Source organism: Maritimibacter sp. HL-12 (assembly GCF_900177545.1).
Lineage (GTDB): Bacteria > Pseudomonadota > Alphaproteobacteria > Rhodobacterales > Rhodobacteraceae > Sinisalibacter.
In genome coordinates this window covers 3,222,699-3,243,408 of the sequence record NZ_FXBQ01000001.1, presented here as the reverse complement: position 1 = coordinate 3,243,408, position 20,710 = coordinate 3,222,699, and the positions used below count along the sequence as shown (strand labels likewise).

Annotated in this window: 18 protein-coding genes; 10 read left to right on the top strand and 8 right to left on the bottom strand. The window is 67.2% G+C overall.

Features of this window, described 5'->3' with window-relative positions:
• Positions 1-26: 26 nt before the first annotated feature.
• Positions 27-1,202, bottom strand: coding sequence for a lipocalin family protein (locus tag B9Y97_RS15990; protein ID WP_139828353.1), 1,176 nt, complete (start codon positions 1,200-1,202; stop codon positions 27-29).
• A 192-nt stretch (positions 1,203-1,394) separates the two neighbouring features.
• Positions 1,395-1,868, bottom strand: a complete 474-nt coding sequence (locus tag B9Y97_RS15985; protein WP_254900983.1) for an Lrp/AsnC family transcriptional regulator — start codon at positions 1,866-1,868, stop codon at positions 1,395-1,397.
• Between the two features lie 162 nt (positions 1,869-2,030).
• Between B9Y97_RS15985 and B9Y97_RS15980 the strand changes: the two genes are divergently transcribed.
• From B9Y97_RS15980 to B9Y97_RS15960, 5 genes are read left to right on the top strand one after another with little or no spacing between them, the layout of a single operon-like run.
• Positions 2,031-3,473, top strand: coding sequence for an aminotransferase class V-fold PLP-dependent enzyme (locus B9Y97_RS15980; protein ID WP_085527680.1), 1,443 nt, complete (start codon positions 2,031-2,033; stop codon positions 3,471-3,473).
• Between the two features lie 53 nt (positions 3,474-3,526).
• Entirely contained in the window at positions 3,527-4,540 is a 1,014-nt protein-coding gene (gene dctP / locus B9Y97_RS15975) for a TRAP transporter substrate-binding protein DctP (protein WP_085527679.1), read from the top strand.
• 9 nt (positions 4,541-4,549) lie between these two features.
• Positions 4,550-5,095 carry a TRAP transporter small permease gene (locus B9Y97_RS15970; protein ID WP_254900942.1) on the top strand — a complete coding sequence of 182 codons (546 nt, stop codon included), beginning with the start codon at positions 4,550-4,552 and terminating at the stop codon, positions 5,093-5,095.
• 3 nt (positions 5,096-5,098) lie between these two features.
• Positions 5,099-6,388, top strand: coding sequence for a TRAP transporter large permease (locus B9Y97_RS15965; protein WP_085527678.1), 1,290 nt, complete (start codon positions 5,099-5,101; stop codon positions 6,386-6,388).
• Positions 6,389-6,400: 12 nt separating this feature from the next.
• Positions 6,401-6,805, top strand: a complete 405-nt coding sequence (locus B9Y97_RS15960; RefSeq protein ID WP_085527677.1) for an OsmC family protein — start codon at positions 6,401-6,403, stop codon at positions 6,803-6,805.
• Between the two features lie 54 nt (positions 6,806-6,859).
• Here B9Y97_RS15960 and B9Y97_RS15955 read toward each other — a convergent pair whose 3' ends face one another.
• From B9Y97_RS15955 to B9Y97_RS15940, 4 genes are all read right to left on the bottom strand, one after another.
• Positions 6,860-7,441 (bottom strand): hypothetical protein, encoded by a 582-nt coding sequence (locus B9Y97_RS15955; RefSeq protein ID WP_139828352.1) that lies wholly within the window; start codon positions 7,439-7,441, stop codon positions 6,860-6,862.
• A complete protein-coding gene (locus tag B9Y97_RS15950) occupies positions 7,419-8,045 on the bottom strand; it encodes a hypothetical protein (protein WP_085527675.1) in 627 nt (208 codons plus the stop codon). The genes B9Y97_RS15955 and B9Y97_RS15950 overlap by 23 nt, the downstream gene beginning before the upstream one ends.
• Positions 8,046-8,397: 352 nt before the next feature.
• Positions 8,398-8,895 carry a hypothetical protein gene (locus B9Y97_RS15945; protein ID WP_176224396.1) on the bottom strand — a complete coding sequence of 166 codons (498 nt, stop codon included), beginning with the start codon at positions 8,893-8,895 and terminating at the stop codon, positions 8,398-8,400.
• 240 nt (positions 8,896-9,135) lie between these two features.
• A complete protein-coding gene (locus tag B9Y97_RS15940; protein ID WP_085527673.1) occupies positions 9,136-9,399 on the bottom strand; it encodes a helix-turn-helix domain-containing protein in 264 nt (87 codons plus the stop codon).
• A gap of 20 nt (positions 9,400-9,419) precedes the next feature.
• On the opposite strand from B9Y97_RS15940, the gene B9Y97_RS15935 reads away from it, so the two are divergent.
• The 5 genes from B9Y97_RS15935 (at position 9,420) to B9Y97_RS15915 (ending at position 17,464) form a co-directional block, all read left to right on the top strand.
• Entirely contained in the window at positions 9,420-10,325 is a 906-nt protein-coding gene (locus B9Y97_RS15935) for a tyrosine-type recombinase/integrase (protein ID WP_085527672.1), read from the top strand.
• A gap of 308 nt (positions 10,326-10,633) precedes the next feature.
• On the top strand, positions 10,634-11,521 hold the full coding sequence (locus B9Y97_RS15930; protein WP_139828350.1) for a hypothetical protein: 888 nt from the start codon (positions 10,634-10,636) through the stop codon (positions 11,519-11,521).
• Between the two features lie 13 nt (positions 11,522-11,534).
• On the top strand, positions 11,535-16,361 hold the full coding sequence (locus tag B9Y97_RS15925; RefSeq protein ID WP_085527670.1) for a hypothetical protein: 4,827 nt from the start codon (positions 11,535-11,537) through the stop codon (positions 16,359-16,361).
• Positions 16,362-16,373: 12 nt separating this feature from the next.
• On the top strand, positions 16,374-17,063 hold the full coding sequence (locus B9Y97_RS15920) for a hypothetical protein (protein WP_085527669.1): 690 nt from the start codon (positions 16,374-16,376) through the stop codon (positions 17,061-17,063).
• Positions 17,063-17,464, top strand: a complete 402-nt coding sequence (locus B9Y97_RS15915) for a hypothetical protein (RefSeq protein ID WP_085527668.1) — start codon at positions 17,063-17,065, stop codon at positions 17,462-17,464. The genes B9Y97_RS15920 and B9Y97_RS15915 overlap by 1 nt, the downstream gene beginning before the upstream one ends.
• A gap of 453 nt (positions 17,465-17,917) precedes the next feature.
• Here B9Y97_RS15915 and B9Y97_RS15910 read toward each other — a convergent pair whose 3' ends face one another.
• Positions 17,918-19,282 (bottom strand): phosphohexomutase domain-containing protein, encoded by a 1,365-nt coding sequence (locus B9Y97_RS15910; protein ID WP_139828349.1) that lies wholly within the window; start codon positions 19,280-19,282, stop codon positions 17,918-17,920.
• Positions 19,275-20,696, bottom strand: coding sequence for a mannose-1-phosphate guanylyltransferase/mannose-6-phosphate isomerase (locus B9Y97_RS15905; RefSeq protein ID WP_085527667.1), 1,422 nt, complete (start codon positions 20,694-20,696; stop codon positions 19,275-19,277). The genes B9Y97_RS15910 and B9Y97_RS15905 overlap by 8 nt, the downstream gene beginning before the upstream one ends.
• Between the last annotated feature and the right edge of the window lie 14 nt (positions 20,697-20,710).

The window sequence follows — 20,710 nt, the reverse complement described above, 5'->3', positions numbered from 1 at the left end:
TGGTCCGTTCTTCCCGCAAGGGCGCGTCAGCCGCGGCGACGCAGCCGGTGGCGCATTTGCTGGCGCAGATAATCGCCGAACGAGGTCGCGTAGCCGTGGCCATAGAGTTCCAGCCGACCGTGCCCGGTCACCTCTTGCCCTTCGAGGCGGCCGCGCGCGGTCACCGCTCCTTCCCAGATCGACGGCACGCCGAAGACCGGGATTTCCTGGTCGTCGATCACCGGCCTTATCTCGATCTCGCCCGCCAGCTCGGGCAGCACCAGCCGATGCCTGAGCGGGTAACCGATGCCGCTGCGCGGGCTGATCCAGGGGGGCGCGGGCAAGGGCTCGAGTTGCCCCTCGATCATCGCGACACCGTCATCATCGAAGCGGACGACATAGCAGTCATTCTGACGGCGATCACCAACCACCATCCGCCGCCAGGTCAGGAAGTCGTGCCCGTTGTCGAGCGACAGCCCCGTCCAATGCCAGCCGACCAGTCGGACCTGGCGGCGTCTGCGCAGGAAGAACCAGTTCTCGAAACCGCCCCATTGCCGGTCCATCCAGAGCGTTCCCTGCGCCGGCTGATCGCCGAGGCTGCCCGTGGCCGACAGGCGCGGGCAGCACAGGTAGGCATAGTCAGGCTGGTTCCTCGGATCGAGTCGGTGCCCGTGATCTTCCATCCACGGGCGTTCGGGGCGCAAGCTCAAGGTGAGGCGGGTGCCCTCGGTGTCAACGGGCATCGTCAGCGTCAGGCTGCCGTCGGGCGCATCGGCCAGCGCGAAATCGCGCCAGCGGATATCGAGCCCTATCGGCGCAACCTCGGCGTGGTCATCGAAGGTCTCGACCCCGTCGAGCCGCGCCCTTTGCGACATCACCACCGTGTGCCGACGCACGATGAGCCGCGCCAGGGGACCGGGCAGAACGTGACCCGCGAGGCGATGGGCGATAGTCTCGTGCATGCGGGCCAGTCCGGGCGTCACCCGACTGACGACAAGGGGCGGCGCGCCCGGCCGCGAGGGCAAGGCGTGCAACAGGAGCATGTCGGCGCGATCCCTGCCATCCTGCGCGTGGACCTGGAAGAACGCGACCATCACATGAACGGAACTTTTGTCGGGGAGAGCCACCCTGCCCTGCAGGAACCACCAGCCCACCTCGCTATCGGGGCGCGGGCGAAGATCCGGCGAGGCAGTTGCCCAGGTGGCGTCTGAGGTGTCGTCCAAGTTACCCCTCCGGAGAGTCTGCCCTGGCCATGATTGGCGAGCCCGGACATCATCCGCGAGCGGTCCGCCTCCAGTTGGCAGGATCGCCCGCCTTTCCCTTTCGATCAAGCCCTTCGTGCCGACACGACACCTGGCCTGCGTCAGGGCACCAGATGCCGGCGGATCACTTGGCGATTCTGTCCGAGTGCTGCCTCAGCCGATGTCGAGCAGGTTCGGCAGCCGGTTCTCAAGCATGGTTTCCATCGAGAAATACCCGGTCACGCGTTCCAGTTCCGCCCCCGTGGTCAGGCGCTGATAGACCTTGTCGTAGCCGGCCATGCCCTTGGTGACGATCTTCAGCATGTAATCCCATTCCCCGCCGATGCGGTGCATCTCGACCACCTCGGGGATGCCCGCGACGTGGTCGCGAAACACCTTCGCCCATTCCATCGAATGGTTGCGGGTCTGCACCATCACGAACACGGTCAGATCATAGCCCATCGCGGCAAGGTTGACCTGCGCCTTGCTGCCAAGGATCAGCCCGTCGGCCTCCAGCCGCTTGAGCCGCCGCCACAGTGCGTTTTGCGACAGCCCGATCCGGTCGGCCAGTTCGCGCTGCGCGAGCGAGGCGTCGTTGTGCAGTTCGCTCATGATCTTGCGGTCGATCCTGTCCACGCTCAAGTTCAGCCCTCCGGTTGGTTGCATGTTTGGGTTTGATAGATGAACTAGGATTTTCTTCGTTCATTAATCACAACATATTGCCATTCATCAAGAATTTCTGTGAGTTTTTCCCGCAATCTCCGTGCTATCTCGACAAGGCAAACCAGAAAACGGAAAACGGACGGCACGATGCCTGAACACTCTTCAGCCACGCCCCTTGAGAGGTTCGAAGCCACCCTGCGCGCGGAACCCGACCCGATCGCGGCCCTGCGCGCCGGGCTCGTCGGCCATGACGCGCGGATCGACACCACCTCGGGGCCGCGCAAGTTGATCTACGCCGACTACGTCGCTTCGGGGCGCGCGCTGAAGCAGATCGAGAGCTTCATGCTCGACGAGGTTCTGCCGTTCTACGCCAACAGCCATACCGAAAGCTCGTTCTGCGGATCGTTCACCACCGGATTGCGGGAAGCGGCGCGCGCCACCATTGCGCGGGCTTGCGGCGCGCGCGCCGAGGATCATGCGGTGATCTTTTCGGGCAGTGGCGCAACCGCCGGGCTGAACCAGCTTGTCCACCTCCTCGGGGTGACCGAGGCCATCGCGCGGGGCGAGCCGGTGCGGGTGTTCACCGGCCCTTACGAACATCATTCCAACATCCTGCCGTGGCGCGAGAGCGGTGCCGAGGTCGAGACCATCCCGGAGGCCGCCGAGGGCGGGCCAGACCTCGCGGTGCTGGAGGCCCGGCTCGCGCAAGCCGCGGGCACGGCCCGGCTGATCGTCGCGATGAGCGCCGCCTCCAACGTCACCGGCATTCTCGCCGACGTGCCCGCGACCACCGCGCTGGTGAAACGCCACGGCGCAACAATGGTCTGGGACTACGCCGCCGGGGCACCCTACCTGCCGATGACGATGTCGCCAGAGGGCAGCGAGATCGACGCAATCGTGTTTTCCGCGCACAAGTTCATCGGCGGGCCGGGGGCCAGCGGTGTGCTGATCCTGCGCCGCGACGCGGTGCACAGCCGCCGCCCCTACCGCAGCGGCGGTGGCACCGTCGCCTTCGTCAACGATACCCGCCACGACTACCTCGGCGATCTCGAACACCGCGAAGAGGGCGGCACGCCGAACATCCTTGGCGATATCCGCGCCGCCCTTGTGATGATCGTGAAGGACGTCATCGGCCAGGACGCGATCACGGCGCGCAACCGCGAAATGGCGGCGCGCGCCTTCGCGGCCTGGAGCAACGACCCCCACGTCGGCCTGCTGGCCCCAGAGCACCGCGACCGGCTGCCGATCTTTTCCTTCGTGCCGCGCGCCGATCTCGGGATCGACCCGGCCGATTTCACCCGCGCGCTCTCGCAGACCTACGGCGTCCAGGCACGCGGCGGCTGTGCCTGCGCCGGACCCTACGCCCACCACCTTCTCGCGATCGACCCGGACCGCTCCGCCGCCCTGCGCGCGCGCATCCTCGACGGGCACGACGAGGAAAAACCCGGTTTCGTGCGATTGAACTTCAGTGTTCTGATGACAGACAATACGGTGCGCGAGATTCTTGAGTCCGTCTCAAGCCTTGCCCGGGCCTGGGGCGCGGAGACACCGGACCACGTGATGAACCGGGAGATTGCGGGCGCGACCTGATCCGCCATCTCGACAAGAACAGGGCAAAACGCCCGACCAACAGGAGAGACACCATGAAACCAACCCTGAAAACCGCAGCCCTCGGCGCCGCGCTGACCGGCCTCGTGGCACCCGCCGCCACCGCCGAAGACTGGCGCCTGAACAACTTCCTGCCCGAAACCCGACCGGAATCGGCGCAGATCCAACAATTCACCGACGATGTGAACGCGGCGCTGGCCGACAAGGATTTCACCCTCACCCACTACCCCGGCGGCTCGCTCGGCATCAAGAACACCGATCTGTTGCGCGTTCTGCCGCGCGGCGCGGTGGAGATGAGCCTGATGTGGTCGAACTACCTCGGCCGCGACGCGCCGGCGCTGAGCTCGGTCTTCGTGCAGGGCGCGATCAGCACGGTCGAGGAACTCAAGGCGGTTCTGCCGGTGGCGCAGGAGATCTACACCGAGGAATACAATGACTGGGGCGTGACAACGGTGGGATTCGTCGCGATCCCGACGCTGTCGGTCTCGGTGTTCTGCGCCGACGAGCCGGTGAACACGCTTGCGGACCTCGAGGGCATCAAGCTGCGGGTCTGGGCGCGCGAGCAGGTCGAGACCTTCACCAACCTCGGCGTGTCCGCGCAGATCATTCCGCAGGAAGAAACCTACGTCGCGCTCAAGACCGGCGTGGTCGATTGCGCGCTCTACCCGGCGCTCTACGCCCACACGATCTCGCTGCAGGAGGTGACGAGCTACGCCTCCTTCCTCTACCCGATGGCCTCCGCGCCCTATTCGCTCGGCGTTGCCACCGACAAGTGGGAGGCGACCGATCCCGAGATCCGCGATGCCATCGTCACCGCCGCCGACGCGCTCTGGGCGCGCACCAACCAGTATGACAAGGATCTCGAGCTCGAACTCGAAGCCCGTGAAAAGCTCTCCGAGATGGGCGTGACCTGGGGCGAAGACTTCCCCGAGTCCGACCGCGCGCTGTTCCTCGACGCGGTGTCGGAAACCTGGGCGATGCTGGCCGAGGAAGCCGGCGGCAACGCGATGGAGTATCGCGAGCGTGTTCTGACTGCACTCGGGCGCTGATCCGCGCCGATGCGGTCGGTCCGCAGATACCTCGCGCAAGGGCTGGAAGGCCTGGCCCTTGCGATGGCCGTGCTCGCGTCGCTCGCGATGGTCGGGATCGTCGCGATCATCGTCACCGGCGTGGTCATGCGGCGTTTCTTCAATACGCCCTTGCACATCACCGAGGATGTCGTCGGGCTGATGCTGAGTGCGGTGTTGTTTCTCGGCCTGCCGCTGGTCACGCTGCGCTCGCAGCACGTGCGGGTGTCGATCGTCGCCGATGCCCTGAAGGACCGCTTCGACACCGCGCTGCGCATCGCGGCGATGCTGGTGGGGGTGACCTTCTTCGGCTGGATCCTGTTCGAGAGCATCCCGTGGTTCGAGTTCGCCTGGAAGCGCGGGCTGAAAACCGAGACCGCGCGGCTCCTGCTCTATCCCTGGATGGCGGTCCTGCCGCTTTCGGTCGGGCTGACATTTGTGATCTATCTCGCCCGTCTCCTCGGCCTGCTCGACGCCGAACGCCATGGCAGTCTTGAAGATCTGACGCCCATCGCGCCGGTAAAGAAGGACGGCTGAAACATGTTCTGGGCAAACCTGATCGGGATCATGGTGGTGAGCGCCTCGACCGGGGTGGCGCTCGGCGCGGCGCTCGGGCTGACCGGCCTTGCCCTCCTGCACGTCTATTCCAACGGCGCGACCTCGCTTGCGGTCGACGCGATCTGGAGCGTGTTCAATTCCTTCACCCTCAGCGCGGTGCCCTTGTTCATCCTCCTGGGCGAAATCCTCCTGCGCAGCGGCGTGAGCAGCCGGGCCTATACCGCCTTCGCGCCGGTGTTTCGCCGGGTGCCCGGCGGGCTTCTGCACACCAATATCGCAGTCTGCACCCTGTTCGGCGCGGTCAGCGGGTCGAGCCTGTCGACCGCTGCCGCGGTGGGTTCTGTCGCCTACCCGGAGATGACACGCCGCGGCTACGACAAGAACATGATCGTGGGCAGCCTCGCCGGCGGCGGCACGCTGGGGCTGCTGATCCCGCCCAGCCTGTCGTTCCTGATCTTCGGCGCACTTACTGAGACCTCGATCGGGCGGCTTTTCGTGGCCGGCATCCTGCCCGGGCTGATGATCGGGGCGATGTTCATGGCCTATATCTTCGTGCGATCCCTGCGCAATCCGCACCTCGCCCCGCATGACGCGCGCGCTCTGCCGCTCCTTGCGATCATCCGCGGTTTCGGCCAGGTCTGGCCCCTGCTGGTGCTGGTTCTGGCGGTGATCGGCAGCATCATCGGCGGCATCGCCACGCCCACCGAAGCCGCCGGGATCGGCGTGCTGCTGGCCGCGATCATCTCGTCGATCTGGGGCGATCTGACCTTTCGCAAGCTGCTCGACGCGATCTTCCATTCCACGCTTCTGTTCGCTGCCATCGGCTTCGTGGTGCTCGGTGCCACCATCCTTGCCCAGTCGGTGAGCATTCTCGGCGTGCCGCAGCAGATCCTCAACCTGGTCGCCGAAAGCGGGTTCGACCGCTACAGCATCCTGTTGATCGTGGTGCTGGTCTACCTGATCCTCGGCTGTTTCTTCGACGGGCTGTCGCTGATGATCATGACGCTACCGGTTGTCTTTCCGCTGCTCACCGGCCTGGGCTTCGATCCGATCTGGATCGGCGTGCTGATCACCATCGTGATCGAGATCGGCCAGGTGACGCCACCTGTCGGGCTCAACCTCTCGGTGCTCTCCAGCCTGACCAACAACGAGATCAGCCTCGGCCGGGTCGCCAAGGCCACGGTGCCCTACTGGATGATCCACCTGTTCGCCGTGGTCGTGCTCACCGCCTTCCCGATCATCGCGCTGTTCCTCCCCAACCTTCTGTTCTGACGAGGCATCCCCATGGCTCCCAGCTTCAAGCCGAAGCGTTTCGCCCCCGTCTTCGTGTTCGACGATGGCGCGGGGGGCACCACATTCGCCACCAGCGAGGCCGGCGAGCGGCACAGTCATCCACCGAACGACAAGCCGGTGCTCACCCTTCTGGCCGCGGTCAGCCAGTGCCTCCTGATATCGCTCCGGATGGTGGCGAAACGCGAGGGCGTCACCCTGCCCGCGTTCCACGTCTCGGCGGGCGGAGAGAAGGCGATCGACAGCCCCGGGCGGTTGCAATCGATCGACTGCGTGATCTGCGGCGATCTGGCCGACGACGCCGCCGAGGCCCGGCGGATGGTGGCGCAAGCCAAGGAAATCTGCACCGTGAGCAACACGCTCGACTGCGCCATCAAGCTGGAGTGGCGCCGGGCCTGAGCCGGGCAAGGTCAGGCGGCAGGCGTTATCGGGCATTTCCCGAATATTTCCCGCTCAGGTTGAAACTGGCTTCGTTTCGGGATTTTGTGCCTCGCAGGTATCAAGCCAGCGCCGCAAGGCCTTGCGCCGCCGCGCCTCCGCCTCGCGCAGGTAGCGATCCAGACGCCGCAACTCACCCGCGAGATCGCCGTAGTCCCGGGTATAAACTGCCAGGATCTTCCTGATGAACCGGTGCGCTTTGGGCTCGAACAGAACGGGCACGAGCGATGCCGTGCGCTCCAGATCCCGCAACACTGTCTCGGGCCGCGGCGGGCGGCGGGCGCGATCATCGAGCCGGTCGATCACCCGGGCGATGTGATGGCCGACCCGGGCCACCTGGACCTCGGCTTGCGCCAGCGCCCAGGCGGTCTCGCGGCGCGCCGCGCGCTCCGACGGCGGCATCCCGCTCGGCAAATCCTCCATCAGCAACCGCACCACGCGGGCCACCTCGACCGCGTCCGGCGGCGTGGTCAGCCCGTGTTTGCGGGCGTTCTGCCGCGACCGGGCCTTGCCTTGGGCCGTGCGCGGGCCGGTGCTCTTCTGCGCGTTCACCCGGTTCGCGTGCGCCTTGCGCTCAGACCCCGAAATCGTAGTCATCGAAATCCTCCTCATCCTCGACCTCCTCGGGGCGCGCCGCCTGCAAGCGCCGGTAGTCCTCCATCAGCCGGCGCCGACGCTGCTCGCTCGCCACGAGACGCATCTCGTAGGGATCGATAATCACGGCGTTCCTGCTCCGCGCCAAGGCCTGGATCAGCACCGGATCGAGGCCCTCTTCCAGCAACACCGTTTCGATCATCGCCACGATGTCAGGCTCTGCCTGCCAGACCCGGCGCTTCATCACCGCAATCCGGTCAGTCACGGCGTCGATCTGCGCGAATACGTCGCCGCCTTCAGGCGATACGGGCGCACCGGAGCTGTCGTAGTCCAGCCCGAGCCGGGCGGTGAGCTTGTCGTGTGCGACGGCGAACATCGCCTCGACGACAAGACGGTCGACCATTCTGCGCAACCGGTTCACATCGAGTTCGAGCGCCACGAGGTTGCCGGCCACGAGCTCCTCATAGGCCGTCTGCGTATCCAGCTCCTCGAGAAGCAGATCACGCAGGGCCTCAAGGGTTGCGTGGTTATCTCCGGCCTGCAGCTTGAGCCCCGGTACCATGTCGTCGATCTCGGGCCTGGTTCGGGTGGGGGTGGTCTGCGTCATGATTGTCTCCCTTGATTTACTTAATGGTGATCAATCTATCACCAATCGCGCCGACAAACCACCCCGGAAACGAGCTAAACCATTGTTTTAATTATTTTTAAATGGGCCCAGTTGATGTTCAGACTGGGCCCGGTTGAGATAGGATAAAAACTAGCAGCCAGATGCGTCGCTTCGAAGCGCCGATGCCGGCACCGCGTGTGCGGCTTCGTCGGATCCTGCATTGCCGAACGCTCGCCAATACGACCGAGGCGCGCGCCCAGACCCGAGGCGAGCAGGCTTCGCGGTGGGAGAGTCGCGGTTCCGAGTCTGGGATGAATCGGGCAAGCGCCGGGCGCGCGGCTGTTCGGGCGGATCAGAACCGGTAGGTCACGCCGAGGCCGGGCGCGATGATCCCCCGATGGCCGAACACCGGGGGCACGGCGCGCACGCCCCCGAACAGGGTCATGTTCGTTTGCGGGATGTCGAACAGGACGCCCCCCTTCAGGTTCCCGGCGAACGTGAAGGGGCCGACCATGCGGTCTTCGGGGAAAAACCCGTCGTAACCGAGGACGACCCCGCCATCGAGGCCGGCGTAGAGGCCGAAATTGTCCAACGCATCAGGACGGTATTGCACCTCCGCCGAGGTGCCGACGGCGTAGCTTTGCACGTCGAAGCTGTTGACGAACGACATCGCGCTGAACCCGGTGACCAGGGTGAATTGATCCGACAGCGGGAGGTGGAACCCGCAGGAAACCTCGAGCCCGTTCGACTTGATTTCGAAGCCGGAGAAGCCCGCCCAGTGCGCGGATCTGGGGACGACCTCGAGGGAGACCTGGTCGCAGGGCAGAGGACCGGCGGCCTGGGCGTTCAAGGGGTCTGCGATCAAGGCGCACAAAAGCGCCGCGCCGAGGGTTTGACTTGACCGTGTCATCAAGGGGGATCGGGTCATGTGCCACACCACCGCGGCGTCTCGAGCGATATGTCCCAGTTGGGGGTCCGCATGCCGGAAGACTGGCCCGATCTCGGCGATGGATCAACCGGTTTTCCCCCGGGGGCGGCGGACACGGTGGCCGGGGCACCCGCGGGGGGGCGACCGGGCGACGACGGCGGGTCAGTCCGCGCGGTCGGGTCCGGTGCGGTGGATGCGGATACCGGGGGCATCGTCGGGCGTGCCGATGAACTCGATGCCGGCGGATTCTAGTGTGGAGACGACCAACCCCATATTTCCGCCCCGACTTGCCGGAACGTCATCCACATCTTCGTAACGGATCAAGGTTCGAACCGACACTCCGGACCTCTGGGAAAGCTCATGAAGTGACCAACCCAAGGCATTTCGCGCAGCTCGCAACTGAGAGCCCGTTGCAATCTGACTCATAGTGGCATATTTTGTGACACATGAAGCATTGTTGCATCACCCCAGATTGGCGCTCTCAGTTCGCTCGTCTCGAAGGCGCCTACGCCCCTTCGACGATGAAATCATACTACGCCGACGTGCAGGCCTTTGTCGACTGGTGCGCCGGTGAAGGACGGCCGCCCTTCCCCGCCGATGTCGATACCGTCTGCGCCTTCCTCGAAGCTCAAGGCGCAGAAAAGGCGGCGTCGACCGTGCGACGCCGCCTCTATGCGATCCGCAAGGCCCACCGGCTCATGCGCCTGCCCGACCCAACCCATGACGAGGACATCAACCTGTCGCTCCGACGCGTCCGGCGCGCCAGGCCGACCCGCCCGAAACAGGCCAAGGGCCTCACCCGCGATTTTCTCGACGCCTTCATCGCGGGCGAGCCCGACACGGCTTGGGGGCTGCGCAACAAGGCGATGCTCTCGCTCGGCTACGAGCTGCTCTCGCGCCGCTCCGAACTGGTGGCACTCAAGACCGACGATATCGAGTTCCGCACCGATGGCACCCTGCAGGTGATCGTGCGCCGCTCGAAGGCCGACCCCTTCGGTGAGGGCCGCCTCGCCTTCACCTCGCGCACCACCGCCGCCCGCATCGCGGATTGGCTCGACTGGCGCGGGGCCGACATCGCACCGCTGTTCTGCCCGATCTACCAGGGCCACCCGATCGACCGCGCTCTCAGCACCACCACGGTCAAACGCCTGATCAAGACCGCCGCGACACGCGCGGGGCTCGATCCCTCGGTCGTCGGGGAGTTCAGCGGCCATTCCCTGCGCGTCGGCGCCGCGCAGGATCTCCTGAAGAAGGGTTTCGACACCGCCGCGATCATGCGCGCAGGTGGGTGGAAGTCAGTGAATGTGCTGGCACGCTACCTTGAGCGGGCGGAACATAACGTCTGGGCGTAGGGGGGAGATCTGTGTTTCCGTTGACGGAGACGCCCCGATCGCGCCGACCAAATCGGGCGGAGCAACCCCAGCCCGTCACCTCGACCAGGCCCTTGGGGCCCGTTCCTGCGCCAAAACCCGCAAGATTGACCGGTGCCCAGGTCTGGGACAGCGATTTTTTTCGCCGGACTTGACGCATCGCAAGGCGGGCACCGCGCAAGGCCGTAAAAGAAGATCAGCTGCGTCTTCGCTTGTCTCCTCCGGCGGTCGGTAGCCGTCGAATCGTTCGCAGACACCCGGGCAGACGGAGCCTGTCGAGGGAGGATGACATGGGACGGATGCTCGCAGGCGCGCTCGCGATCCTGATCGGGTGGCCAACGCTCGTGGCCGCCGAGCAATGGCGCAGCTACAACCTTGGTGATTACGCCTTTGGTGCGCCCGAAAGCTGGGCGGTGACGCTGCGGCGCGACGACGAGATCGACCTCGCGAGCCCGGACGGGCGCTATGCGCTCTGGGCGCGGCTGTGGTTTCCCGACGAACCCCTGCTCGGCTACGACGATATCGTGGCCCACGGCCCCCTGACCATCGCCGGACAGGACGCGCTCTTCAGACACAGCGAGTTCGCCAGCGAGCGTTTCCTCGAATACATCTTCGAGCCCCGCGACGCAGAGGGACGGGTTTTTCTGTTCCAGCTCATCGGCAACCTCGAATTGGGCGCGGAACTGGCCGAGCATCAGGCCCTGTTCCAGCGGCTCGGGGCCGAACTGGTGGTCGCCGGAGTGCCGGCCGTGTCCGGCACCGCCTCGTCGGCGATTGCCGCAACACCGGCCGCGCCCGTGGTGGCAGCCACGCAACCGGCCGGGGCGGAATGGCTCGACCTTATGAACGCGCGCCATGGCGCGGGCGATTGCCGCCTGCTCGACCTCGACCGCTGGCATCACCCGACCCGCGCGGTGCTGGCCGCGAATGGTGCCCTGCTCCGCTTCGTCGCCCTGTGCCGGGACGACACATGGCCGGTATTCGGCGTGGAGCTTCCCCACGACCCGCGCGTCGCCGCCAGCAACAGCTACATCTCGCCGCTGTTGGTGCGGCTGTTCGACGCCAACGGGCAATGGGATCTGAGCCTGATCGACCCGGGCTATGGTGCTTTGGTCGATGTGCTGGGGCGCGGCCGCCCGGATGTTTCTTTCGAGTTTATGGATCTGCCCATGCGCTGACCTGGAGGCCCCGATGCGACCCTGCCCGCCTGTTGCCCAAGCCACCCTCCGCCGCCTGTTCGGCGCGCTGCTCATCGCCCTTTTGTCCCTCACCCCGTCGCTCGCCGCCAATGACGCCGAACAGAAGGTCTACGAGCAGGGCTACAAGGAGGTTAAGGCCGCGTTCGACGAAACCAAGGCCGCGTTCGACAAGGTATACGGACCCGTGAAGGAAGCGCAGGCGGCCGTCGTGGAATGGCGAAACGCAGTGCGCCGCGCGCAGCAGGATGCGAGCATCAAGCGGATCGAAGGCCTCGTGGCCAGCGGCATGACCGTCGCCCGCGACGAGATGGTGGCCCAGATGCTCGGCGACGACGCGCTCGCCGCGCTCAAGAAGATCGAGGCGGTGACCGGCAAGGAGATCCTGCTGCCCGACCCGGCGCGGATGCTCGACCTGATCCGCGATCCCGACGATTTCGCCAATCGCTACGGCTTCATGTACAACCTCTCGATCTACGAGCGGGCCTTTCGCGACAGCGCGGCGGCGAAGACGCTCGCGCAGGCCGAGGCGCTGTTCGAGAAGGGCGAGGCCTATCTCGGCGATGCCGGACGGATGATCGAATTCGTGGCGCTGTTCGATCCGAACAACAATGCCGCCGACGGTCCCATCGGGCGGCTCAAGTCGGTGGGCGCGGTGCTGACCTACATGCAGGACATCACCGGAGAAATCCCCGGCCTTGGCGACTTCATCGGCTTCTATTCCGAGGCGGCGATGGCGTTTGCCGGTGCGCTGGAACGGCTCGATGCCAAGGTCAAGGAGGCGCGCGCGGGATCGCTCTGCGGCCAGCTCGGCTATCTCGTCGAGGAACTCAAGGCGCTCGACCACCACATCACCGGCGGCGAATGCGCCCTTTATATGACCGATTACGGCGCCGAAGCCGATCTCCGCCCGCTGAAAGTCTGGGAGCATTACAGCCACGGAGAAACCTTCATCTGGCGCGATGCCGATGGCGCTTCGGCCTATCTCTCCGCCGCCGACATGGCCACGCTCATGCGCGGCTATCGGGCGCTGGCGGCATCGGGGCACCCCGGCAACCGGGCGAGGGCCAATCCCGACACCTTCATGTCGCGCGCCATCGTCACCACCCATGCGCGCCGGATCGTGGCCGAAGCCCCGTGCCGGAAGGCAGCAAGCCTGCTCTCGTCGCCCCGCTTTGCCGAAACGCTGGTCGCCCTCGGCGTTGTGCCGCGGCTGGAACCGATCGAGACGCGGGGCGGCACCCGGCTTTGGCCGGGTCTGACAGATGCGGACGAGGTTCTCGGGCTGTGCCTGTTCGATCCGGCGATGAGCCGATTGATGCAGGACCTCGTCGCGCGATACGGCGATTATGGCGTGATCCGGCTCGATCTCGTCTCGTCCGACTGGTCGCAGCCCGCCGCACCGCGCAACCCGGTGATCGTGGTGAACGGAACCCGTCTCGTTGATGGCCGCGATGGCACATATGTCTTTCCGCTTGCCGCCCGGATTTTCCGCCTCAGCGCCCTCGCCGATCTCGGTGCTCCGCTTGCCATCGAGATCACCGCCGAGGGGTTTTTGCCGAAAACCCTGCACCTGCCCCTCTCGCCGGATCGCGCCTACGCCAAGATCGGCCTTGAGCCCGAACCGGACGACGAGGCGGCGGCGCAAGCGGCCCGACGCGCCGCCGAGGCGGAGGACGCGGCGCGCAGACGCGCGATTGCCGAGGCGCAACAGGCCGCGCGGGAGGCCCGCGACCGGGCCGAGGCCAGCGCGCGCGCCGCCCGGGAGGCCGAAGAGCGGGCCGAGGACATGGCAAGGGCCGCTGCACAAGCCGTAGCCGACGCGATCACGCGGATCATCGCAGGCGAGCCACGCCCGCCCCGCGCGCCGGTGGAGATCCCGCCCTTGCCCGAGGCCCCTCCTGCCGAAGAAGCCGGCGATGCGGCCGAAGACGTCGAAACCCTCACCCCCGATCCCGATGTCGCGGTCGGCAGCGCGCCGACCGAAACTGTCCCGCTCGCGGATCCCGATCCGCAACCAGACCGCGCAGGTGGCGGGGAAACCGGGCCGGACACGCCAGACAGCGACGGCATGGCGACATCGGCTTCCGACGAGGCTGCCCCCGGGATGGGCACACAGGTGCCGCTCACCGGCCTGGGCGGACAGGTCTGGCTCGGCGACCGGATCGCCATTCTCGCCCAATGGACCGAGCCGGGCGGTGCTGCCGCCTTGCCCGGCAAGACCGAGGCGGGCAACGCCCCGGCGCGTGTCACCATCGCCAGCCCGACCGAGGAAGACATCGGCGGCAGCGTCGGCGCGCCCGCACCGCTCACCTTCATCTGGCACGGCAGCGAGGGCGTGCGCTTCGATCCGCCAAGTTCGACCGACGGGCGCACGGTGGCGCGCTTCGAGCGCCCCGGCCGGGCGCTGGTCTGGGCGCAGATCCTGCGCGACGGCGAGACCATCGCCGAGGGGCGGCAGGAGGAGGTGGACGTTGGCCTGCCCTCGCTGTCGTTGCAGTTCGATCCCGTGCGCGGCGCGATGCCGGGGCAGGAGATCACCGCGCGTATCCTCACCAGCCCTTCGCTCGACGAAGACCTGTTCAGCGTGACATGGCGCGCGCCCTCCTCCTCCAATCGCCTCGAACTCGACGGCACCGGGGCGACGATCCGTTTCAGCGGCGGTGCCGACGAGGTGATCGATTTCGACGCAGATCTGCGCACCGCCTATTGGGGCGACGACATCGGCACGATCACGGCGAGTTACAATTTTTCCGCGGGCACGCTCGAGATTACCGCGAAGGCTCTCGGGCCGCGCCTCAAGGTCTGGGATGCCGCGGCGGGCGGTCTGGTCGATGCGCCCGATGGGCGCTGGCTGACCGGCCAGCAGATCACCCTTTCGGCTTCCTTCACCGGCGAAGCCCCCGAAGCCCCGCGCTGGGACTGGAGCGTGAACCCCGGCACCACCATCTTCAACGCCGCGGTTCAGAGCCCGACGGTTACCCGGTCCGAGCCGGGCACGATCACTGCCGAGGTGGTCGCGCGCGACCGCGACGGGCGCGAACTCGGACGCGGCTCGATCAACCTTGCCGTCGCGGCCCAGGCCCTCGCAATGGCACCACCCGTGGACGAAGCCGCACCACCGCCGCAGGTGGCGGCCGATGACCCTGCGGAGCCCACCCCCGCCGCGCCGGCTGGGGTGTCGCCCCCGTCAACGCCTCTGCCGTCGGGGCCGTCGACAGACGCGGGCCGGGCCACCGGGGCACCTCCTGCCCCGGCATCCGTTGCCCCTCCGGCACAAGACACACCGTCCGGTTGCGCCCCCGGCACGCGATCTGCACAGCAGGCGGCGGGCTTCTGGCAATCCGGGCTCGATCTGGTCGCGGCGGGCCGCACCACGGCCGGGCTGGACGAACTTGCGCGCGCGCTCGCCCTGTGCCCGGACGACGCGCGCGCCAACCAGGTCGAGATGCTGCGGAACCGGCTCGCAGCGGCGGCACCCGAAGGCGGTCGGCCCGAGGCACCAGCGCCCGCAAAAGATCCGGCGCGGTGCGATCCGGGCGGGCCGGATATCGACCGCGCCGCCGAGGTCTGGCACGCCGGGCTTGGCAAGGTGGCGGCCGGGGCCGTCGGCGAGGGTTTGAACGATCTCGAAGCCTCACTGGCGCTTTGCCCCGATCCAGGACGCGCCGAGCAGCTTGCAGCGTTGCGCGCGCGTCTCGCCCCGGTTGCGCCGCCGCCGGACGAGCGCGCGACCGTCCCTGTCGCCCCAGCGACACCCACGCTCGATAGCGTTGCCGCGCAAGCCCGGGCAGATTGCAGCCCGGGCGGCGCGCGCCATGCGCAGGTTGCCCGGGCATTGGCATCGGCACAGGTTGCGCAGAAGGCGGGGCAGAACGCCGAGGCGCTCCACAGCCTGCAAGAGGCGCAGTCAATCTGCCCCGACGCCGCAACCTCGGCGCTGATTGCGGAAGTGGAGGCGACGATCCGCAGCGTCGAGGCACAGGCCGAAGCGGCCCGCCGGGCCGCCGCCGAACAGGCCGCACCGCCGCCGGTCGCATCGCCGCAAGGACCGCCCCCCGAGGCACGCCCGGCCCCGGCCTGGCAACCTCACGGCGCGCCCGAAAAGGTCGCCATCGACAGCATCGCCGCGGTTCAGAACGGCCCCACCCGGCCCTCGCGCATCCAGGTTGACGGGCCAAGCCTGCTGACATCGCTGATGACCTATCACTGGAACTTCGGGCAGGGTGCCACGCCCGGCACCATCGGGCTTGTCAACGAACGCGGGGAAATGCAGGGCCGCTGGGCCGCCGAAGGGCGACCCGGCCAGGGCGGTGTGCCCAACGCGGTCTGGGCCGTTCACCCCGACATCGTTATCCCGGCAGGGCGCTACACGGTTATCGACAGCAGCCCCGAAACCTGGGCCACCAATGCCGAGACAGGTCAACGCGGGATCGTCTGGGTTGAACTGCAGCCGGTGCGGGATCTCGGGGCGACGACCGCACCGCCTGCACCACCGGCAGCGCAATCGTTCGAGGGGGTCTATGCCGGCACGATCGACGGCAACGCCGGTATCGCGATATCCTTCACGATGCGGGGTGGCGAGGTGGTGGGGACGGTGCGCGGGATATGGGATGGCGACCGGGTAGACCTCGGTTTTTCCGGCCCTGCCACGGGCCCCGAGTTCCGGGTGCCGATCCGGGGCACGATCACCGATCCCTACATGGACTGGCCGATCGAGGGGCAGATATGGGGGATGGTCGCAGAGGCCGGTGCCCGCGGCGGCTGGGATGTCGGCAACGGGTCTGATCGCCATCGCGGCACATGGCAGGCGACGCGGTAAGAGGAGGCGCAAATGCACTGGACGACAAATGCCGTGGCCATCCTGATCGGGGTCGCACTGGCACCGCTTGAGGCGATGGCGCTTGATCTCGGGGGGAGCGGGATTTCTCTCAACCCTCCAGCGCGGGGCTGGAAAGTCGAACAGCACCATGACGCCGCGATCGAGGTCTGGCACCTGCGCGCCGAGCAATGGCAGCCGCCGTCTCCGCAGTCGGGCCTGATCGCGGTGACCGTATCGACCCTAGACGGCGACCCCTGGCCCGACCCCGCGGCGCTGCGCGACTCCGCGGCGCGGGCCCTGCGCGACGAGATGCTCAGCGAGGTCCGCGAGGATACCCCCTTCGACCTCACCGCCGGGCGGTTCCATATCGCGGGCGAAGACCTTTTCGGCATGATCGGGCTTGGCGAGGCCCCCGCCATGCCGATCAGCGCGCGGCTTCTGGTGATCCGCACCGGGGACGGGGCCATGCTGATCACCGCGTTCTCGGTTCTGCCCGCAGAGCAGTCCCCTTTCGCGGGGCTCTTCGGGGCCGACGGGATCCTGACCGCCACGGGTCCGGGGGCGGAGGCGCTCAATGGCGCGCCCTCCGGGCCACCGGCGCAGACCGCCGCGCCACAAGGCCTCGACCCGGTCGCGGACCCCGCGATCAGGGATCTTCTGGAGCAGATGCAAGGCGGTTTTGACAACGAGGAGGGCGAGTGATGCGGTTCGCAATGATGGCAACAGCGATGGCCTGCCTCTTGGCCAGCGCGGCATGGGCCGGGCCCGGCGAAATCCCGGCATTCGGTTCCCGGGGGCTGGCGCTCTCGGCTTCCGCCGCGGCGCAGGCTTCCCTTGCGACCCGGCCGGGGGTGGGCATTCGACTGGCCCAGGTGCTCCTGCCCGATGCCGCTCCCGAAGGCCCGCTGCCCGGGGAATTTGCCCCCTCCGGCAGCCCATCCGCGCCCGCGGCCAATCCCGCGTCGCCCAACCTCGGCGCGCCAAGCCCATCCTCGGGACCGGTTCTGGCCCCGGCGGCCGGACCGGAGGTGGTTTACGACCCGTTCAGCTGGGTGGAAAGTCACCTGATGCGGTTCCACGATCCCCTGAAATACTACCCCTGAGGCGGCGCGCGCCGGGCCAGGTCTCGTGGATGGGCCGGCAGGGTTTCCCGCGATCTGGCGCTGGGGATGCCCAACCCGGGGGGCAAGGTCCGTCGTGCCGACCGCCTCAATACCGGAAACCATCCACGCGGAAACGACCACTTCCCGCGCCGACTTGCGGGAAGGCCATCGACATTCGTCCTGCGGATCAGAGGTCGACCCGACCCGCCAGACCTCTTGGGGCACGCTTGCGCTGACCCCGCACCGCAAATCGCACCGCTGGAAACTGATCGCGCTCATGCGCGCGGGCGGCTGGAAATCCGTGAATGTGCTGGCGTGTTATCTTGAGCGGGCGGAACATAATATGTGGGCTTAAGGGGCGTCGTCACGGTGCATGACGGGGGATGGTCCAAATGATTGACGATCATCGCCTATGATCGGCCTTCCACCGCCCCTACACAACCCGCCCAGCAATCACGTCTCGATCAGCGCGCGCAATTCCTCCACACGGGCTGCGAGCAGGTCCGCATCTCCCCGCGCCTCCACGTTCAGCCGGAGCAGCGGCTCGGTGTTCGAGGCGCGCAGGTTGAAGCGCCAGGTGTCGAAGGCAAGCGAAAGCCCGTCGGTGTCGTCGCGGGTCGTGGCGTCGGGGGCATAGGTCGCCTCGATGCGGGCAATCACATCGGCCACGTCATCCACCCGGAAGTTGATCTCGCCCGACGAGGGAAAGGCGGCGCGGCGGTCATCGACGAGGGCGGCGAGCGGCTGGCCGCGTCGGCTCATGAGTTCGATCACCAGCAGCCAGGGGATCATCCCTGAATCGCAGGCCATGAAGTCGCGGAAATAGTGATGCGCCGACATTTCGCCGCCGTAGACCGCGCGCGTCTCGCGCATCACCTGTTTGACGAAGGCGTGGCCGGTGCGTGATTGCACTGCCTCGCCGCCGAGGCGGGCGACGATGTCTTGCGTGTTCCAGACCACGCGGGGGTCGTGGACGATCTTTGCCCCCGGTTCCTTGACGAGGAAGGCCTCGGCGAGCAGCCCGACCACGTATTCTCCGGGGATGAAGCGGCCCTCGGCGTCGAACAGGAAGCAGCGGTCGAAATCGCCGTCCCAGGCAATGCCGAGATCGGCGCCTTGGGCGCGGACAGCCGCGCCGGTGACGGGCTGGTTCTCATCGAGCAGCGGGTTCGGGATGCCGTTCGGAAAACTCGGGTCGGGATCGTGGTGCAGGCGCTCCACTTCGAGCGGCGCGCCCTGCGCGACCAGCGCCTCAAGGATCGCATCGAAGGTCGGCCCCGCAGCGCCGTTGCCGGCATTGACGAGCAGCTTCAGCGGTTTCAGCGCCGCGATATCGACAAAAGAGAGCACGCGGGCGATGTAAGCTGCGCGCGCGCCCTCGGCGGGCAGACCCTCACCGCGCGTGGCGACCGGCGCAAGGTCGGCCTCGGCCATCGCCTTGACCCGCGCCAGTTCCGTGGCCGGATCGAGCGGGGCCGATCCCGCCTTCACCATCTTCATCCCGTTGTAATCCATCGGGTTGTGCGAGGCGGTCACGCAGATGCCGCCATCCGCGCCGAAATGCGTGGTTGCGAAATACATCTCCTCGGTGCCCGACAGGCCCAGATCGAGCACCTCCACCCCCTGCCCCGTGAGCCCCTCGGCCACGGCGGCCGAAAGCGCCTCCGACGAGGCCCGGATATCGCGCCCGAGCACCACTTTACGCGCGCCGAGCGCCTTGGCGAACCCCGCCCCGATCCGCCGGGCGATGTCTTCGTCGAGGTTCTCGCCAAGACGCCCGCGGATATCGTAGGCCTTGAAGCAGGTCAGATCAGTCACGGGCATAGACGTCCTCGTAGCGGATGATGTCGTCTTCGCCGAGATACGACCCGGTCTGAACCTCGATCAGCACCATCGGCAGCTTGCCGGGGTTCTCCAGCCGGTGCTTTTGCCCGAGCGGGATGTAGATCGACTGGTTCTCGCTCACGAGATCGACGCGGTCCTCGATGGTCACCTTGGCGGTGCCATGCACCACGATCCAATGCTCGGCGCGGTGGTGGTGCGATTGCAGGCTCAGCGCCGCGCCGGGATGCACGACGATACGCTTGACCTGGAACCTCTCGCCGATCACCAGGCTTTCGAACCAGCCCCAGGGCCGGTGATCGCGCGGGAAGGATTCCGCCTGGCGCGCGTTCTTGGCTTTGAGCGCCGTCACCGCTGCCTTGACCTCTTGCGCGCGGTCCTTGTGGGCGATGAGCACCGCATCGGGCATCGCCACGGCGATGATGCCCTCAAGCCCGAGGCCGACGACTTCGAGATTTTCATCCTCCGAGCGCAGGAGCGTGTTGTGGCAGTCGATCGCCGTGGCGTTGCCTGCTGTGGCCACGCCATCGCCGTTCGGCCCGCTTTCACGCCAGACCGCATCCCAGCCGCCGAGATCGGACCACCCGGCGGCGAAGGGCACCACCGCGAGGTTGCCCGCCCGCTCCATCACCGCGTAGTCGATCGAGATATCCTCGACCGTGGCCCAGGCCGCCGGATCGAGCCGGTGGAAGCCCAGATCGGCCCGGCCCTTCGCAACCGCATCGCCCACCGGCCCCACAAGCTCCGGCGCATGGGCCTTGAACGCGTCGATGATTGCCCGGACCGAGAACAGAAAGATGCCTGCGTTCCACAAGTGCCGCCCGGTGGCGACCATCTCGGCGGCGCTTGCGGCGTCGGGTTTTTCGACGAACCGCACAAGGTCCATCAGCCGCGGCGCGCCCGGATCGAGGCGCTCGCCAAGCTCGAGGTAGCCATAGCCGGTCTCTGCGCGGTCGGGGGTGATCCCGAAGGTCACCAGCTTGCCCGCCTCCGCCGCCGCGCGGCCGATCTCCACCGCCGCGCGGAAGGCTGCCGCATCGGGCACCACGTGATCCGACGGCGCCACCAGCATCAGCCCGTCCGGGTCGGCCTGCTCGAGCCAGAGCGCGGCGGCGAGCACGGCGGGCGCGGTGTTGCGCCCCTCGGGTTCGATCAGCACAGCGCCCGGATCAATCCCGATCGCGCCAAGCTGCTCGGTCACGATGAAGCGGAAATCGGCATTGGTGAGCACCAGCGGCACCGCGAACCCCGCCCCCGAGAGCCGCCGCGCCGAAGCCTGGAACAGCGTCTCGTCACCGACCAGAGGCACGAATTGCTTGGGGTAGGACTTGCGCGACAGCGGCCAGAGCCGGGTGCCGGAGCCGCCGCTGAGAAGGACGGGCGTGATCATCGAGAAACTTCCTT

Excerpts from the sequence above, each read along its gene's own strand:
- B9Y97_RS15980 (WP_085527680.1), top strand. The coding sequence starts at position 2,031 with ATGCCTGAACACTCTTCAGCCACGCCCCTTGAGAGGTTCGAAGCCACC.
- dctP (WP_085527679.1), top strand. The coding sequence starts at position 3,527 with ATGAAACCAACCCTGAAAACCGCAGCCCTCGGCGCCGCGCTGACCGGC.
- B9Y97_RS15970 (WP_254900942.1), top strand. The coding sequence starts at position 4,550 with ATGCGGTCGGTCCGCAGATACCTCGCGCAAGGGCTGGAAGGCCTGGCC.
- B9Y97_RS15965 (WP_085527678.1), top strand. The coding sequence starts at position 5,099 with ATGTTCTGGGCAAACCTGATCGGGATCATGGTGGTGAGCGCCTCGACC.
- B9Y97_RS15960 (WP_085527677.1), top strand. The coding sequence starts at position 6,401 with ATGGCTCCCAGCTTCAAGCCGAAGCGTTTCGCCCCCGTCTTCGTGTTC.
- B9Y97_RS15955 (WP_139828352.1), bottom strand. The coding sequence starts at position 7,441 with ATGACTACGATTTCGGGGTCTGAGCGCAAGGCGCACGCGAACCGGGTG.
- B9Y97_RS15950 (WP_085527675.1), bottom strand. The coding sequence starts at position 8,045 with ATGACGCAGACCACCCCCACCCGAACCAGGCCCGAGATCGACGACATG.
- B9Y97_RS15940 (WP_085527673.1), bottom strand. The coding sequence starts at position 9,399 with ATGAGTCAGATTGCAACGGGCTCTCAGTTGCGAGCTGCGCGAAATGCC.
- B9Y97_RS15935 (WP_085527672.1), top strand. The coding sequence starts at position 9,420 with ATGAAGCATTGTTGCATCACCCCAGATTGGCGCTCTCAGTTCGCTCGT.
- B9Y97_RS15930 (WP_139828350.1), top strand. The coding sequence starts at position 10,634 with ATGGGACGGATGCTCGCAGGCGCGCTCGCGATCCTGATCGGGTGGCCA.
- B9Y97_RS15925 (WP_085527670.1), top strand. The coding sequence starts at position 11,535 with ATGCGACCCTGCCCGCCTGTTGCCCAAGCCACCCTCCGCCGCCTGTTC.
- B9Y97_RS15920 (WP_085527669.1), top strand. The coding sequence starts at position 16,374 with ATGCACTGGACGACAAATGCCGTGGCCATCCTGATCGGGGTCGCACTG.
- B9Y97_RS15915 (WP_085527668.1), top strand. The coding sequence starts at position 17,063 with ATGCGGTTCGCAATGATGGCAACAGCGATGGCCTGCCTCTTGGCCAGC.
- B9Y97_RS15905 (WP_085527667.1), bottom strand. The coding sequence starts at position 20,696 with ATGATCACGCCCGTCCTTCTCAGCGGCGGCTCCGGCACCCGGCTCTGG.